This window comes from Citrobacter sp. Cs237, assembly GCF_030332325.1.
In the GTDB taxonomy this organism is placed as follows: Bacteria; Pseudomonadota; Gammaproteobacteria; order Enterobacterales; family Enterobacteriaceae; genus Citrobacter_A; species Citrobacter_A sedlakii.
The window spans coordinates 311725-327809 of sequence record NZ_JAOWIB010000103.1; the positions used below are offsets into that span (position 1 = coordinate 311725).

Here is a 16085-nt window from a genome sequence, read left to right on the forward strand (position 1 = left end):
TTTTCAGGGCGTAGTCTAGTTTTTAAGCGTACAAAACTAAAACACTGTTTTAACGCTTACCTCACTACCCTGGAGCTCACGAAATGAAAACGACCCTCAAGCCGTTACTGGCCGTGCTGTGCCTGTCTGCTTTTTCCTGCGCCGTTTCTGCGCAAACGATTAAAGCCGCCGACGTCCATCCCGAAGGCTACCCGAACGTGGTGGCGGTGCAGCAGATGGGCGAGAAATTAAAACAACAAACTAATGGCGAGCTGGAAATCAAAGTCTTTCCGGGTGGCGTGCTCGGGGATGAAAAACAGATGATTGAGCAGGCACAAATGGGGGCGATCGATATGATTCGCGTCTCAATGGCGCCGGTTGCGGCGATTCTGCCCGATATCGAAGTCTTTACCCTGCCGTACGTGTTCCGCGACGAAGACCATATGCACAAGGTGATCGACGGCGATATCGGGAAGCAGATCGGCGACAAGCTCACTGCTAACCCGAAATCGCGGCTGGTCTTTTTAGGCTGGATGGATTCCGGTACCCGCAACTTGATCACCAAAAATCCGGTAGCGAAACCGGAAGATTTGAAAGGTATGAAGATCCGCGTTCAGGGCAGTCCGGTCGCGCTGGCGACATTGAAGGATATGGGGGCGAACTCAGTGGCGATGGGCGTCAGCGAAGTGTATAGCGGCATGCAAACCGGCGTGATTGACGGCGCGGAAAACAATCCGCCCACCTATATTGCCCATAACTACCTGCCGGTCGCCAAAAACTACACCCTTAGCGGGCACTTTATCACCCCAGAAATGCTGCTCTATTCGAAAGTGAAATGGGACAAGCTCAACGCCGACCAGCAGCAAAAAATCCTCACTCTCGCCCGTGAAGCGCAGTTTGAACAGCGCAAGCTATGGGATGCCTATAACCAGCAGGCGCTGGAAAAAATGAAGGCAGGCGGCGTCCAGTTCCATGACATCGACAAGGCGGTGTTTGTGAAAGCCACGGAGCCGGTACGCGCGCAATATGGCGAAAAACATCAGGATCTGATGAACGCTATCGCGGCTGTGAAGTGATCCCACCCCGTTGCGGAGGAAATATGTCCGAACTGTACCTGAAGTGGATGGATCGCCTGTACCTGCTGGCGATGGCCGTGGCGGGGGTGTCGCTGCTGGTGATGACCACCGTCATCCCCATCGGCATTTTCTCGCGCTATGTGCTGAATCGCGGGGAGTCATGGCCGGAACCGATCGCCATTATTTGCATGGTGACCTTTACCTTTATCGGCGCGGCGGTGGGCTACCGCGCCGGATCGCACATCGCGGTGAACATGCTGACCGACCGTCTGCCGCCGGTGCTGAAAACCGCCTGCGCACGGGTGGTGGATCTGTTGATGCTGCTGATTTCGCTGATCATGTTCTGGTACAGCTATCTGCTGTGCGTCGAGCTGTGGGAGCAGCCAGTGGCGGAATTCCCAATACTGACGTCGGGTGAAAGCTACCTGCCGCTGCCCATCGGTTCGGCAATTCTGATTTTCTTTGTCCTTGAGCGCCTGTTCTTTGGCTCACAGGAACACCGTCCGGTCGTGACGATCGGCAACCACGGTTAAGGGGTGAACAATGGACGCCTTTATCTTGTTATTCACCCTCGCCATTTTGCTGGCGCTGGGCATGCCAGTGGCCTTTGCCGTCGGCCTGAGCGCCGTTGCGGGCGCGCTGTGGATCGATTTACCGCTGGAAGCGCTGATGATCCAAATCACCAGCGGGGTCAACAAGTTCACCCTGCTGGCGATCCCGTTTTTTATTCTTGCCGGGGCGATCATGGCGGAAGGGGGAATCGCCCGGCGGCTGGTCAACTTTGCCTATCTGTTCGTCGGCTTTATTCGCGGCGGATTGTCGCTGGTGAACATTGTCGCCTCGACCTTTTTCGGCGCGATTTCCGGCTCGTCGGTGGCGGATACGGCGTCCATCGGTAGCGTGATGATCCCGGAGATGGAGAAGAAGGGCTATCCGCGCGAGTACGCGGCGGCGGTCACCGCGAGCGGTTCAGTGCAGGCGATTTTGATTCCACCGAGCCATAACTCGGTGATCTACTCGCTGGCGGCGGGCGGGACGGTCTCTATCGCCACGTTGTTTATCGCGGGGGTGTTGCCGGGACTGCTGCTCGGGCTGTGCCTGATGGGGCTGTGCCTCTGTTTTGCGCGTAAGCGTGGCTACCCGAAAGGTGAACGGATCCCGTTTCGCCAGGCGGTGAAAATCTTCATTGACGCGCTGTGGGGGTTGATGACGGTCGTGATCATTCTGGGCGGTATATTGTCGGGAATTTTTACCGCCACCGAATCGGCGGCGGTGGCCTGCCTGTGGGCCTTTTTCGTCACCATGTTTATTTACCGTGACTATAAGTGGAATGAGCTGCCCAAACTGATGTGCCGGACGGTGAAAACGGTCACTATCGTGATGATTTTGATCGGCTTCGCCGCGGCGTTTGGCGCGGTGATGACCTATATGCAGTTGCCGATGCGTATCACCGAATTCTTCACCTCGCTTTCCGATAATAAGTACGTGATCCTGATGTATCTCAACATCATGCTGCTGCTGATTGGCACGCTGATGGATATGGCGCCGATCATCCTGATCCTGACGCCGGTGCTGTTGCCGGTGACCAATGCGTTAGGGATCGATCCGGTGCATTTCGGGATGATTATGATGGTGAACCTGGGGATTGGACTGATTACCCCACCGGTCGGGTCGGTGCTGTTTGTGGCCAGCGCGGTAAGTAAGCAGAAAATTGAACACGTGGTGCGGGCGATGCTGCCCTTCTACGGTCTGCTGCTGGTGGTGCTGGCAATGGTGACCTATATCCCCGCCATCTCGCTGTGGCTGCCGGGGCTTCTGGGAATGCAGTAAGACACAAAGCCGGATGGCGCTATCCGGCCTACGCGTCATGCTACGCGTAGGGCCGGTAAGCGCCACCGGGCTTTTTTTATGGACGACGCAACAGTCGCAGCGCGTTAGCCGTCACCAGTACCGTCGCGCCGGTATCCGCCAGCACCGCCAGCCACAGCCCGGTCATGCCGAGCAGGGTGGTGACGAGGAAGATCCCCTTCAGCCCCAGCGCAATGGCGATGTTCTGGCGAATATTGGCGTGCGTCGCCCGCGCCAGCGTCACCATTTGCACGAGTCCGGTCAGACGATTGTGGGTTAGCGCAGCGTCTGCTGTTTCCAGCGCCACGTCGGTACCGCTGCCCATCGCAATCCCGATGGCGGCGGCTTTCATCGCGGGAGCGTCGTTAATGCCGTCGCCCACCATCGCCAGCGGCGACTGCTGATTCAGCGCGCTGACCGCCTGGACTTTGTCTTCCGGCAGGAGTCCCGCTTTGTAATCCAGTCCCAACGTCCCCGCGATGGCCGCCGCCGCGCGTGGGTTGTCGCCGGTGAGGATGACGCCTTTAACCCCCAGCGCGTTCAGTGCGCTTATGGCGGTACGGGCATCGTCCCGTAGCGTATCCTGGAGGGCGATAACGCCGAGCACGATGTCATTTCGCCGCACTAATACGACCGTCTGACCTGAACGTTCAAGCTGATTAATGCGCGCAGCAAACGCCTCGTCAGGCTGTTTCCCGGCGGCGCTAATCAGGACGCGCTCACCGTTGACCCGAGCCTCAATGCCGGAACCGACCAGCGCGCGCTGTCCGTCGGCGGCGGGGAGGGTAAGCGCCCGCTGTTGCGCTTCACGTACAATCGCCTGCGCCAGCGGGTGCGTCGCGCCTTGCTCCACCGCTGCCGCCAGCGTCAGCAGCTCAGTCTCGCTGATACCCGTGGCAGGATGAATTGCCGTCACGCGCGGCTTGCCTACGGTCAGCGTCCCGGTTTTATCAAACGCGACCTGCGTGACACGTCCTAGTTGTTCCAGCGCCGCGCCGCCTTTGATCAGCGCCCCGCGACGCGCCGCCGCCGCCAGCCCGGAGGTAATCGCCGCCGGGGTGGAAATCACCAGCGCGCACGGACAGCCAATCAGTAACAGCGTCAGTCCCTTATAAATCCACTCCTGCCAGCTACCGGCAAACAGCAGCGGCGGAACGAGCGTCACCAGCAGGGCGACGACCATGATGGCGGGCGTGTAAATCCGGCTGAAGCGGTCGATAAAGCGTTCGATGGGCGCGCGCCGTTCTTCTGCTTCTTCAATCAGCTTCAGGATGCGATCTATGGCGCTGGCACCCGCTTCCGACAGTACCTCCAGCGTGACAAGACGATCCACGCTGGTCGCCCCCGCCGGGACTTTCTCGCCGCTGGCGCGTTCAACCGGGATCGACTCGCCGGTCAGGGCGCTTTCGTCAAAGCTGGCGAACGCAGACAACAGTTTTCCGTCGGCGGGCAGGCGTCCTCCGGCGGCGACTTCAATTACATCGCCCGGTTGCAGGGTGTTGATGGCGACCTCTTCGCGCACGCCGTCGCGCAGGCGGATTGCCACCTCTGGTTTTAGCGCCATCAGCGCGCTGACCCCTTTGCGGGCGCGACTGGCGGCCCATCCCTCTAACCGCTCGCCAATCAGGAACAGCAGCAGCACCATTGCCGCTTCCGCTGTGGCGCCAATAAACAGCGCGCCGATGGCGGCGACACTCATCAGCGTTTCAATGGCAAACCAACTGCCGGATTTCATCAGGCGCAGCGCCTGGCGGGCGATGGGGTACAACCCGACCAGCGTGGTGGCGATAAACGCCAGTTGTCCGAACGGAGGGTTGAACTGTTCCAGCCCCCAACTGACCGCCATCATCACAATCAGGGTCAGTAGCGGCAGGTTCTCTTTGACGCGCGACTCGGGCGCGGCGGCGTTGGCCTGCTCGTCTTGCAGGGTATAGCCCGCATTTTGCACTGCCCGCGCGATTTGTGAACGCAGATCGCCGTCGCTGTCGACCACCAGCTTTTCGGTAGCAAACAGCACCTGAACCTGATTCACGCCGCTTATCTGGCGCACCGCGTTCTCAACTTTGCGGGCGCAGGCGGCGCAGTCCATACCGGTGATTTTCCAGCTATAACGGGCGCCTTTTACCGTTTCAGCGACGGTTTCCGGCGAGTCGCAGGCGCCGTCGCAGCAGCAGGCATCGGCTTTCTGCGGCGCCGGGGCGAGTGTGAAGGATGAAAATTGTGGGGCTTTTTTGCCATCAGTATCGGGTGTCGACATGGCATCCTCCGGTTGATGATAATTTTCTCATTAACCGGAGGATACACTCTGGAGTCGACTCCAGAGTCAAGCACTATCAGAGATAAAGTGAGCGGACGATCAGGAAATGCCCGGCGAAGTAGCAGGCCGCAGCGATAGCGTTGTCGGCACGAAAGCGGCGGCGGTAATGACTGCCCAGCCAGACAATGTTACCCAGGAACAGCAGCGCCGCCCCCATAAACGCCGACAGCGCGGGCGCGGTGGGTCGGAAAAACCACAGTTCACCGGCCAGCCAGACCATGACCAGCGTCATGGCGACGAAGGTGCATACCGGCCAGCGCAGCTCCTCAAGACGCGACCAGATTACCGCGACGAGCAGCGCGCCCAGTACCAGGAGCGCTAACGGCAATGGCCAGAAGAATGAAAGCGTCATCTGGCTGGCGAAATAGATGGTGTACAGCAGATGCGAAAGGAAAAACGCGCCAATCGCGTACAGCAGACGCTGACGTGGCAAGAGCGTTAACGCATCGCCTAACAGCGACGCACAGAGACCCGCCAGCACCAGATAACTGATAGCGTCAAACATCGGCGCTTGCCAGGCGAGCAGCAGCAGGAGAAGCAGCGTGACAGGTTTAAAGACCCAACGTTGCCAGGCGGGGCCACGGTAAGAAGCATCCACAAACAGCCATGCGGAAAGGCAGACAGCGATAAACGACCAAAGCATCTTAGTTCCTTGAATTCGTTATTTTTTCGTAAGCGGTATGCTTACGGTCTTACTCTTCAGTTTAGAGGCGGGTAAGGGCGGATGACAACACCATAACGGTCAGGGTATGCTGATTTCCGCATTTTCTGATGGGTTAAGGGTATGAGTAAGCCACCGCTCTTTTTTATTTTAATCATTGTGTTAATTCTCATTGCCGCCTCGTTTCGTTTTATGCAGCAGCGGCGGGAAAAAGCCGATAACGAGGCTGCGCCCCTGCAACAGGCGCCAATGATGGTCAGCAACAAGCGGGAAAAGCCGCTCAATGACCGCCGCTCGCGTCAGCAGCAGGTCACCCCCGCAGGCGCCAGTATGCGATACGAAGCGAGCTTTAAGCCGCTACGCGGCGGACAGGAAAAAACCTTCCGCCTGGACGCGCAGCAGTACCACGCGCTGACGGTAGGCGACAAAGGCACGCTGAGTTTTAAAGGAACGCGGTTTGTCGAATTTGTGGTTCACAGGCCGGATTAAATGCCATCCGGCTGTCAGCCTCATTTTTTGACGTTAAACTTCTTCTGCCATACCAACAGTTCAAACACGCCGAACAGGAAAATTCGCACTTTTTCCCCGTTGCTCATCTGCGGCCCGTCTTTTGGCAGGGTCGATTTCAGTAGCGCCAGTTGCATACCGTGCATCAGCGCCATAAACACCAGCGCGACGTTAACAAAAATATTGAGCGGGCGCGGAAACGGTTGCACCAGATTCCAGAGTAAAAAAGCCCAGACGCAGAGCATCAGTAAACGTCCAATATTAATCAGCATCGTTTTCTCCTTGTGCTTCGCGTTGATACAAGCGATAGGCAACCTGTCCGGCAACCTTCTCGCGATACAGCGACCAGTTATTGGGCACCGGCGGCAGACCGTTTTCCACTTCGCTTTCCACGTAAATATACGCCTCGTCAGTCAGCCAGCCGTGATTTTCCAGCAGGCGTAAGGTCTCTTCCAGCAGACCCTTGCGAAACGGCGGGTCGACAAACACGACGCTGTGCGGCGTACCGGTCTGCGCCAGAAATGCCAGTGTGTTCGTGTTTACGACGTTTGCGTTGCCTGCCTTCAGCGTCGCTAAATTCTTTTGTAACTGCTGCGCGACGGCCCGATCCATTTCCAGCAGGGTAGCAGACGCCGCGTAACGCGACAGCGCCTCCAGCCCCAGCGCGCCGCTTCCGGCGAAACAGTCGAGACAACGGGCGTCGACCATTACCGACGCCAGCCAGTTAAACAGCGTCTCGCGCACGCGATCGGTGGTGGGACGCAGGCCGGGGCTGTCCGGCACTGGAAGTTTGCGGCCGCGCCATTGCCCGCCAATAATGCGGATCTGGCCACTGCCAGAGTGATTCGGTTTTTTCATTTCTGCTGCTCAAACCGCCCTAATTCGGTCTTTCCAGGCGGTGATGTAAATTAAGTTAAGTGATAGACTATTTCATCATTTTTTTAGCTTCCATGTATATAGAGCCGCGAGGAGTGTAACCGCAGATGGCAAAACAGAAAAAACGTGGCTTCTTTTCCTGGCTGGGCTTTGGTGAAAAAGAGCAGGAACAAGAACAAAAAACCGAAGAACAGCAGGTTGTCGAGGAACAACGACAGGCAGACACGCCTGTTGAAACGGCAGCTGACGTAGAAGCAGAATCCCCTGCGCACAGCAAAGAAGAGACAGACCACTTTGCACAAGAGGTGGTTGAGGTCACCGAACAGGTTCAGGAGAGCGAAAAGCCGCAGTTGGTTGAGCCTGAACCGCCTGCCGTGGCAGACGAGCCACAACCGGAAGTGGAACCGCTTGCGGTCGCCGTACGTGAAGAACTGCCGCTGCCGGAAGAGGTAAACGCTGAAGAAATCTCTCCGGAAGAGTGGCAGGCGGAAGCCGAAACCGTTGAGATCGCTGACGCGGTAGAAGAAGAGGCGCAGAACGTGCCGCCGCTGAGCGATGAAGAGCGGGAAGCGCAGGCGCTGGCGGCAGAAGCCGCAGAAGAAGCGGTGCTGGTGGTGCCGGTAGCGGAAGAAGACGCGCCGGTTGAAGAGATTGCGCAGGAGCAGGAGAAACCGACCAAAGAGGGTTTCTTTGCCCGTCTTAAGCGCAGCCTTCTGAAAACAAAAGAAAACCTCGGTTCCGGATTTATCAGTCTGTTCCGCGGGAAGAAAATCGACGATGATTTGTTTGAAGAGCTGGAAGAACAATTGCTGATCGCCGACGTGGGCGTGGAAACAACGCGTAAAATCATCACCAACCTGACCGAAGGCGCCAGCCGCAAGCAACTGCGTGATGCGGAAGCGCTGTACGGTCTGTTAAAAGATGAGATGGGCGAGATTCTGGCGAAGGTCGATGAACCGCTGAACGTGGAAGGCAAAACGCCGTTTGTGATTTTGATGGTGGGCGTCAATGGCGTCGGTAAAACCACCACCATCGGCAAGCTGGCGCGTCAGTTCGAGCAGCAGGGCAAATCGGTGATGCTGGCGGCAGGCGACACGTTCCGCGCCGCAGCGGTGGAACAGCTTCAGGTCTGGGGCCAGCGTAATAATATTCCGGTGATTGCCCAGCACACTGGCGCGGACTCTGCTTCCGTCATCTTTGACGCTATTCAGGCGGCGAAGGCGCGTAACATTGATGTGCTGATCGCCGACACCGCGGGGCGCCTGCAAAACAAATCGCATCTGATGGAAGAGTTGAAAAAAATCGTTCGCGTGATGAAGAAACTGGACGAGGACGCGCCGCATGAGGTTATGCTGACTATCGACGCCAGCACCGGGCAGAATGCGGTAAGCCAGGCCAAACTGTTCCATGAAGCCGTGGGGTTAACCGGGATCACCCTGACCAAGCTGGACGGCACGGCGAAAGGCGGGGTGATCTTCTCGGTGGCCGACCAGTTTGGCATTCCTATCCGCTATATTGGTGTGGGCGAACGTATCGAGGATTTGCGTCCGTTTAAGGCGGACGATTTTATTGAGGCACTTTTTGCCCGAGAGGATTAACAATGATTCGCTTTGAACATGTCAGCAAGGCCTATCTCGGCGGGAGACAAGCGCTGCAGGGCGTCACGTTCCACATGCAGCCGGGCGAGATGGCGTTTCTGACCGGCCACTCAGGCGCGGGGAAAAGTACCCTGCTGAAGCTGATCTGTGGGATTGAGCGGCCAAGCGCCGGGAAAATTATCTTCAGCGGACACGATATTACCCGTCTGAAGAATCGTGAAGTGCCGTTTTTGCGTCGGCAGATTGGCATGATTTTCCAGGATCACCATCTGCTGATGGACCGCACCGTTTACGACAATGTGGCGATCCCACTGATTATTGCCGGTGCCAGCGGAGACGACATTCGTCGCCGCGTGTCGGCGGCGCTGGATAAAGTCGGGCTGCTGGACAAAGCGAAAAACTTCCCTATTCAACTCTCCGGCGGTGAACAGCAGCGTGTGGGTATCGCCCGTGCGGTGGTCAATAAACCGGCGGTCCTGTTGGCGGATGAACCAACCGGTAACCTGGATGACGCGTTGTCGGAAGGGATCCTGCGTTTGTTCGAAGAATTTAACCGTGTGGGGGTCACCGTCCTGATGGCCACCCACGACATCGGGCTGATTTCCCGCCGATCTTATCGCCAACTGGTGCTAAGCGATGGACACCTGCATGGAGGCGTGGCTTATGAATAAGCGCGATGCGATGAATCATATCCGGCAGTTCGGCGGGCGTCTGGATCGTCTGCGCCGCTCTGGCGGTTCGTCAGGCGACGGTGGCCGCAATACCCCGAAGCGGGCGAAACCGTCGCCGAAGCCTAACTCGCGGAAAACCAACGTTTTCAACGAGCAGGTACGCTACGCGTTCCAGGGCGCGTTACAGGATCTGAAAAGCAAACCACTGGCGACCTTTTTAACGGTGATGGTCATTGCCATCTCTCTGACGCTGCCGAGCGTTTGCTATATGGTCTACAAGAACGTCAACCAGGCGGCGACGCAGTATTATCCGTCTCCACAGATCACTGTTTATCTGCAAAAAACGCTGGATGACGATGCGGCGGCGGGGGTGGTGGCGCAGCTTCAGGCCGAGCAGGGCGTGGACAAGGTGAATTACCTGTCGCGGGAAGACGCGCTGGGTGAGTTCCGTAACTGGTCCGGCTTTGGCGGCGCGCTGGACATGCTGGAAGAGAACCCGCTCCCGGCGGTGGCCGTGGTGGTGCCGAAGCTTGATTTCCAGGGCACCGATTCGCTTAATACCCTGCGCGATCGTATCTCGCAGATTAACGGCATCGATGAAGTACGTATGGACGACAGCTGGTTTGCCCGCCTGGCGGCGCTGACCGGTCTGGTGGGCCGCGTATCAGCCATGATCGGCGTACTGATGGTGGCAGCGGTGTTCCTGGTGATCGGCAACAGCGTACGCCTGAGCATTTTTGCCCGTCGCGATACCATTAACGTGCAAAAACTGATTGGCGCGACGGATGGATTTATTCTCCGTCCGTTCCTCTACGGCGGCGCGCTGCTCGGCTTTTCCGGCGCGTTTCTTTCACTGATTTTATCTGAAATTTTGGTGATGCGGCTGTCTTCAGCAGTGACAGAAGTGGCGCAGGTTTTTGGAACGAAGTTTGATCTCAATGGGTTATCGTTCGATGAATGCCTGTTATTGCTGCTGGTTTGCTCGATGATCGGCTGGGTGGCGGCGTGGCTTGCCACGGTTCAACATTTACGCCACTTTACTCCCGATTAATAAAATCGTGGTATAATCTTTCCCTGCAATGGATTTCCGTTCGCAGGGAAAGAGTCTCCGTTGTCCTCTTCCCCGCTTTCATCTTCATGTCACATTTTGTGCGCAATTTATACACAACGTTGCATGGAACTTGTGGATAAAATCACGGTCTGATAAAAGAGTGAATGATAATCTCGTTGCTCATTAACGCTGGCACGGTTGTTGCTGATGACTTTCAGGTAGTGCCAGACGATAAAAAATTGAGAGGATTTGAATGACCAAAGAAATGCAAAATTTAGCTTTAGCCCCTGTTGGTAACCTGGAGTCTTACATCCGGGCTGCGAACGCGTGGCCGATGTTATCGGCTGACGAAGAGCGGGCACTGGCTGAAAGGCTGCATTACCAGGGCGATCTGGAAGCAGCTAAGACGCTGATCCTGTCTCACCTGCGCTTTGTTGTTCATATTGCTCGTAACTACGCGGGCTATGGCCTGCCGCAGGCGGATTTGATTCAGGAAGGTAATATCGGCCTGATGAAAGCCGTGCGCCGTTTCAACCCGGAAGTGGGTGTGCGCCTGGTCTCCTTCGCCGTACACTGGATCAAAGCGGAGATCCACGAATACGTTCTGCGTAACTGGCGTATCGTCAAAGTCGCGACCACCAAAGCGCAGCGTAAGCTGTTCTTTAACCTGCGTAAAACCAAGCAGCGCCTGGGCTGGTTTAACCAGGATGAAGTTGAAATGGTGGCGCGCGAGCTGGGCGTGTCCAGCAAAGACGTGCGTGAGATGGAGTCCCGCATGGCGGCGCAGGACATGACCTTTGACATGTCTTCGGACGATGAGTCCGACAGCCAGCCGATGGCCCCGGTCCTGTATTTGCAGGATAAAACCTCTAACTTTGCCGACGGCATTGAAGAGGATAACTGGGAAGATCAGGCGGCCAACAAGCTGACCCACGCGATGGAAGGTCTCGACGAACGTAGTCAGGACATCATTCGCGCCCGCTGGCTGGACGAAGACAACAAGTCCACCTTGCAGGAACTGGCTGACCGCTATGGCGTGTCTGCTGAACGTGTCCGCCAGCTTGAAAAGAACGCAATGAAAAAACTGCGCGCCGCGATCGAAGCATAACACCGCAAGCGCAGCTAAAAACGCCCCGTCATTGGTTGGGGCGTTTTGCTTTCAGGCGTTCATCAACAGCACCTGCGGGCAGTTGTCACGCAAACAGTCCAGCAACGTGGCGAATGCAGGCACCATCTGTTCTTCCGTCAGACAGGCGAACCCCAACAGCAGCCCCTGCTTGCGCTGGGCGGTCAGGTAATAACGCGAAAGCGGACGTACCAGAATATTTTGCGCATTGGCGCTGGCCGCGATGGCGACATCATCCACCTCATCCGGCAGGTTGAGGATCAAATGCAGCCCGGCATTATCGCTGAAATCCGACAGCGCCCGCGTCCCACAGTGACGTTCAATCAGCTCGGTGAGAAAGGCACGACGGCGGCTGTATAACAAGCGCATACGGCGGATGTGCGCCGAATAATGTCCGCCGTTGATAAACTCTGCCAGCGCCATCTGAATCAGTGAATGCCCACCGCGATACAGCTCCGCATGGGCGCTTTTCAGGGCGTGCGCCAGCGGGCGGGGCAGCACCATATAACCCAGTCGAAGCCCCGGATAGAGCGTTTTACTGAAGGTGCCGATATAAACGACTGGCGCATCCGGCACCAGACCCTGCAACGCCGGGATCGGTTGTCCAGAAAAGCGAAACTCGCTGTCATAGTCGTCTTCCACAATCCAACTGCCGTACTGCCTGGCGAGTGCCAGCAGCCGCTGACGACGCTCAAGACTCATCACCGCGCCCAGCGGGTACTGATGAGACGGCGTAACGAAGATCAGACGCGGTGCTTCATCCGGCCTGTCGGGCGGCGCGAGGCCGCTGGCATCAACGGGGACAGGCGTAATGCGTAGATCGTTCATCGCCAGCACATGGCGGATCCCCCAGTAGGAGGGTTCCTCCACCCACGCCAGGTCGCCGGTATCAGCCAGCATCCGCGTCACCAGGTCGATAGCCTGGTGGATCCCCTCCGTGATAAGTATTTGATCTGCCTGACAGCGCACACCCCGGGCGACGCGCAGATAATCCACCAACGCATGTTGCAGTTCCGGCGTCCCGCCATTGCAGCTGTAGCTCAGCCGTTCCGGCTTCGGTCGACGGCTGATGCGTGCCTGTAACTTACTGAAAAGTGGATGGGGAAAGGCATTGACGTCGGGAACGCCGGGAATAAATGCTCCCCATTGTCGTGGGCTGGCGCTGACGTGTTGCAGCAAAAAATGGCCGCGCTGCGAAACGGAGGATGCCTGTGCGGCCGTCTCACTGTTTTCCACCCCGGCTGCCGCCGTTAAAAAGGTATCGGGGGTGGTTTGTGCGACGAATGTCCCGCTTCCTCGTCGGGAAACCACATATCCTTCCGCCAGCAATTGTTCATAAGTTGTTAATATGGTGTTTCTGGAAATCCCAAGCTCGCCCGCGAGATCGCGCGATGCGGGCAAGCGGCTATGCGGCGGTAAAGAACCGTCGAGAATCGCCCGGCGAAGCGCGTTGTAGAGCCGTTTGTGCAGGAATTCATCCTGTTCCTGCTGGAGTCTGACCAACAGGAGATCGCCCACTAATGCCCGCAATTGGATCCCTCAGATATTCTGAATTGGTACTCGATTATAGGGCCAACACCTGTGTAAATAAACGTCATCGTTTCGAATTTGTTGCAATAAAGTGACATTCATAACAGGAGATCCGAGGGTGAAAAGTTCAGAACTGAATCAGCGTCGCCAGCAGGCGACTCCCCGTGGTGTTGGTGTGATGTGCGACTACTTTGTCGAAAAGGCCGAAAACGCCACAATTTGGGACATTGAAGGCAAAGAAGTGATCGATTTTGCCGCCGGGATCGCCGTCCTTAACACCGGCCACCGCCACCCGAAAATTGTCGCGGCGGTTGAAAAACAGCTTCAGGCGTTTACCCATACCGCCTACCAGATTGTGCCTTACGAGAGCTACGTGTCGCTGGCGGAGCGCATCAACGCCATTGCGCCGATCGACGGTCCGGCGAAAACCGCGTTTTTCACCACCGGCGCCGAAGCGGTTGAAAACGCGGTCAAAATTGCCCGCGCCCATACCGGTCGTCCGGGGTTGATCACCTTCGGCGGCGGGTTTCACGGACGTACCTTCATGACCATGGCGCTGACCGGCAAAGTGGCGCCTTACAAAATAGGTTTTGGGCCTTTCCCCGGTTCGGTCTATCACGCTGTGTACCCGAACGCGGCTCACGGCGTGACCGTCGAGGACGCGATCAAAAGCCTGGAGCGCCTCTTTAAGGCCGATATCGCCGCGGATCAGGTCGCTGCCATTGTTATTGAGCCGATTCAGGGCGAGGGCGGTTTTAACGTCGCGCCTGCGGCCTTTATGCAGGCGTTGCGTAAAATTTGCGATACCCACGGCATTCTGCTGATTGCGGATGAAGTGCAGACCGGCTTTGCCCGTACCGGCAAGGTCTTTGCGATGCAGCACTATGACGTGAAGCCCGACCTGATGACGATGGCGAAAAGCCTGGCGGGCGGCTTCCCGCTCTCTGGCGTTGTGGGGCGTGCTGAGGTGATGGATGCGCCCGCTCCCGGTGGGCTGGGCGGTACCTACGCCGGTAATCCGCTGGCGGTTGCCGCCGCGCACGCGGTGCTGGACATCATCGAAGAAGAGCAATTGTGCCAGCGGGCGAGCCAGCTGGGCGAGCATCTGAAAGAAGTGCTGAATCAGGCGCGCGAGCACTGCCCGGCGATTGTTGACGTTCGGGGACTCGGTTCGATGGTAGCGGTGGAATTTAACGATCCGCAAACCGGCGAACCGTCTGCCGAATTTACCCGCGAGGTCCAGCGCAAAGCGCAGGAAAACGGCCTGCTGCTGTTGAGTTGTGGCGTATATGGCAACGTCATACGTTTTCTTTATCCCTTAACGATCCCGGATGCGCAGTTCTCTAAAGCGCTGGATATTCTGACCCGCGCGCTACGGGGCTGACGCACCCGGACCGGCAGGCAGCGGCAGGGAAGCCTCTACGACAACTGAGTTGTTCCCGTTCAGCGTGAGTGGTTAATCACCCTGATATCACCTTTTTTCCGGCGGCGCTCGTCGCCGGAGTAAAACGGAATCTATGGTCACTCCCGTTTTTGCAACACCGATTTTGACGACAAGTTGGCTTGCTTGAATCTATCCGGCGTCTGAATGGGATTTTATTCCCGCGCCTCGATGAGTTCCGCGCCTGATGAACCTCCAGAAAATATACGGCTTCAATGAGCCTTTCCGTTTTACAGGTTCCTCAACAGGCCGGTGGGCCGTTAGTATCATCAATATCAGTATTCGCAAAACCAGATGAATGATTGTTTAAACTGGTGTATTTCTGCCTTTATGCTTCGTAAGTTTGCTGTCGCGCCGTCAGTGCCCAGGCTATTCTGGCCAGCTTGTTTGCCAGAGCACAGGTGACGACAAAGTTGCTTTTCCGACACAACAACTCCCTGACCCAGTCGGCCAACTTGCCAGACTGGTGTTCCAGTTTTTGTATGAATACCCTGGCACACTGAACCAACAAAGTTCGGATCTTTTTGTTGCCCCGCTTGCTAATCCCTAACAATGTCGTCCGACCTCCCGTGCTGTACTGTCGGGGTACCAGCCCTGTTGCCGCCGCAAAGTCACGGCTGCTGGCGTACTGCTTCCCGTCGCCAATCTCAGTTGAAATAGTACTGGCAGTCAGCGTTCCAACGCAGGGAATACTCAGCAAGCGCTGTCCAACCTCATCTTCGTCCAACTTTCGTTTCAACTGAGATTCCAGATCTTTAATCTGCTCAACAAGATAGTGATAATGCTGTTGTAATTTCAGCAGTAACTGGCTGAGATAAAGAGGCAAACTACTGTCCTCAAGAAGGGTACTCAGTCGACTAATAACGGCAGCACCTCGCGGAACGCTGATACCAAATTCCAGCAGAAAAGCATGCATCTGATTAGTTGTTTTCACCTTATCCTGAACCAGGGATTCACGGACACGATGCAGAGCTCGCATTGCCTGCTGAGATTCGGTTCTGGGCTGCACGAAACGCATAGATGGACGTGATGCTGCTTCACAGATAGCTTCAGCATCAACGAAGTCATTTTTGTTGCTTTTAACGAATGGGCGGACAAATTGCGGTGATATCAGCTTTGGAAAATGCCCTAACTCTTCCAGCTTGCGTGCCATAAAGTGAGAACCGCCACAGGCTTCCATCGCGATGGTTGTTGCCGGGCATGTCGCCAGAAATTCGATTAGCTTTGGTCGGGTGAATTTTTTACGGTAAACGGCCTTCCCACGATGATCCTGACAATGAATATGGAAAGAGTTCTTACCCAGATCGATACCAATAAGCGCAATGTTTTCCATGATGGTTCTCCGAATGAAAGCCTGTCCTCAGCATAGTACTGGGAAGGAGGGAGTGACCATCTCATTAAATA

At 56.5% G+C, this 16085-nt stretch carries 15 protein-coding genes; 9 read left to right on the forward strand and 6 right to left on the reverse strand.

Going from position 1 to position 16085, the window contains the following annotated elements; genetic code table 11:
- Positions 1 to 83: 83 nt before the first annotated feature.
- Genes OGY07_RS11960 through OGY07_RS11970 form a run of 3 tightly spaced genes read left to right on the forward strand, consistent with a single transcriptional unit; the run spans position 84 to position 2885 of the window.
- A complete protein-coding gene (locus OGY07_RS11960) occupies positions 84 to 1055 on the forward strand; it encodes a TRAP transporter substrate-binding protein (protein WP_042286551.1) in 972 nt (323 codons plus the stop codon).
- Between the two features lie 23 nt (positions 1056 to 1078).
- Entirely contained in the window at positions 1079 to 1588 is a 510-nt protein-coding gene (locus OGY07_RS11965) for a TRAP transporter small permease (RefSeq protein ID WP_060570184.1), read from the forward strand.
- A gap of 10 nt (positions 1589 to 1598) precedes the next feature.
- Positions 1599 to 2885: a TRAP transporter large permease gene (locus OGY07_RS11970; RefSeq protein WP_181822393.1), complete on the forward strand. Its 1287-nt coding sequence runs from the start codon at positions 1599 to 1601 to the stop codon at positions 2883 to 2885.
- A gap of 76 nt (positions 2886 to 2961) precedes the next feature.
- Here OGY07_RS11970 and zntA read toward each other — a convergent pair whose 3' ends face one another.
- Positions 2962 to 5160, reverse strand: coding sequence for a Zn(II)/Cd(II)/Pb(II) translocating P-type ATPase ZntA (gene zntA / locus OGY07_RS11975; RefSeq protein ID WP_286600770.1), 2199 nt, complete (start codon positions 5158 to 5160; stop codon positions 2962 to 2964).
- A 76-nt stretch (positions 5161 to 5236) separates the two neighbouring features.
- The gene (locus tag OGY07_RS11980; protein WP_042286542.1) at positions 5237 to 5863 is read right to left on the reverse strand and encodes a lysoplasmalogenase; all 627 of its coding nucleotides are present in this window, start codon (positions 5861 to 5863) and stop codon (positions 5237 to 5239) included.
- A 141-nt stretch (positions 5864 to 6004) separates the two neighbouring features.
- Between OGY07_RS11980 and OGY07_RS11985 the strand changes: the two genes are divergently transcribed.
- Entirely contained in the window at positions 6005 to 6370 is a 366-nt protein-coding gene (locus tag OGY07_RS11985) for a DUF2500 domain-containing protein (RefSeq protein WP_042286539.1), read from the forward strand.
- A 20-nt stretch (positions 6371 to 6390) separates the two neighbouring features.
- Here the strand turns inward: OGY07_RS11985 and OGY07_RS11990 are convergent, their stop codons facing one another.
- Positions 6391 to 6660 (reverse strand): DUF1145 family protein, encoded by a 270-nt coding sequence (locus OGY07_RS11990; RefSeq protein WP_042286536.1) that lies wholly within the window; start codon positions 6658 to 6660, stop codon positions 6391 to 6393.
- Positions 6650 to 7246 (reverse strand): 16S rRNA (guanine(966)-N(2))-methyltransferase, encoded by a 597-nt coding sequence (gene rsmD / locus OGY07_RS11995; RefSeq protein ID WP_286600774.1) that lies wholly within the window; start codon positions 7244 to 7246, stop codon positions 6650 to 6652. The genes OGY07_RS11990 and rsmD overlap by 11 nt, the downstream gene beginning before the upstream one ends.
- Positions 7247 to 7371: 125 nt before the next feature.
- Between rsmD and ftsY the strand changes: the two genes are divergently transcribed.
- From ftsY to rpoH, 4 genes are all read left to right on the forward strand, one after another.
- A complete protein-coding gene (gene ftsY / locus OGY07_RS12000; RefSeq protein WP_286600776.1) occupies positions 7372 to 8862 on the forward strand; it encodes a signal recognition particle-docking protein FtsY in 1491 nt (496 codons plus the stop codon).
- Positions 8863 to 8864: 2 nt separating this feature from the next.
- Positions 8865 to 9533 (forward strand): cell division ATP-binding protein FtsE, encoded by a 669-nt coding sequence (gene ftsE, locus OGY07_RS12005; RefSeq protein ID WP_012908291.1) that lies wholly within the window; start codon positions 8865 to 8867, stop codon positions 9531 to 9533.
- The gene (gene ftsX / locus OGY07_RS12010; protein WP_181822397.1) at positions 9526 to 10584 is read left to right on the forward strand and encodes a permease-like cell division protein FtsX; all 1059 of its coding nucleotides are present in this window, start codon (positions 9526 to 9528) and stop codon (positions 10582 to 10584) included. Before ftsE ends, ftsX begins: the two co-directional genes overlap by 8 nt.
- A gap of 253 nt (positions 10585 to 10837) precedes the next feature.
- The gene (rpoH, locus tag OGY07_RS12015; RefSeq protein WP_042286526.1) at positions 10838 to 11692 is read left to right on the forward strand and encodes an RNA polymerase sigma factor RpoH; all 855 of its coding nucleotides are present in this window, start codon (positions 10838 to 10840) and stop codon (positions 11690 to 11692) included.
- Between the two features lie 51 nt (positions 11693 to 11743).
- Here rpoH and pdxR read toward each other — a convergent pair whose 3' ends face one another.
- Positions 11744 to 13240 (reverse strand): MocR-like pyridoxine biosynthesis transcription factor PdxR, encoded by a 1497-nt coding sequence (gene pdxR / locus OGY07_RS12020; RefSeq protein WP_286600782.1) that lies wholly within the window; start codon positions 13238 to 13240, stop codon positions 11744 to 11746.
- Between the two features lie 118 nt (positions 13241 to 13358).
- Here pdxR and OGY07_RS12025 point away from each other — a divergent pair, with 118 nt between their 5' ends.
- Positions 13359 to 14624 (forward strand): 4-aminobutyrate--2-oxoglutarate transaminase, encoded by a 1266-nt coding sequence (locus OGY07_RS12025; protein ID WP_181822398.1) that lies wholly within the window; start codon positions 13359 to 13361, stop codon positions 14622 to 14624.
- Positions 14625 to 15009: 385 nt separating this feature from the next.
- On the opposite strand, the gene OGY07_RS12030 is transcribed toward OGY07_RS12025, so the two are convergent.
- Complete coding sequence (locus OGY07_RS12030; protein WP_000427619.1) at positions 15010 to 16014, reverse strand: IS110-like element IS5075 family transposase; 1005 nt, start codon at positions 16012 to 16014, stop codon at positions 15010 to 15012.
- Positions 16015 to 16085 lie beyond the last annotated feature (71 nt).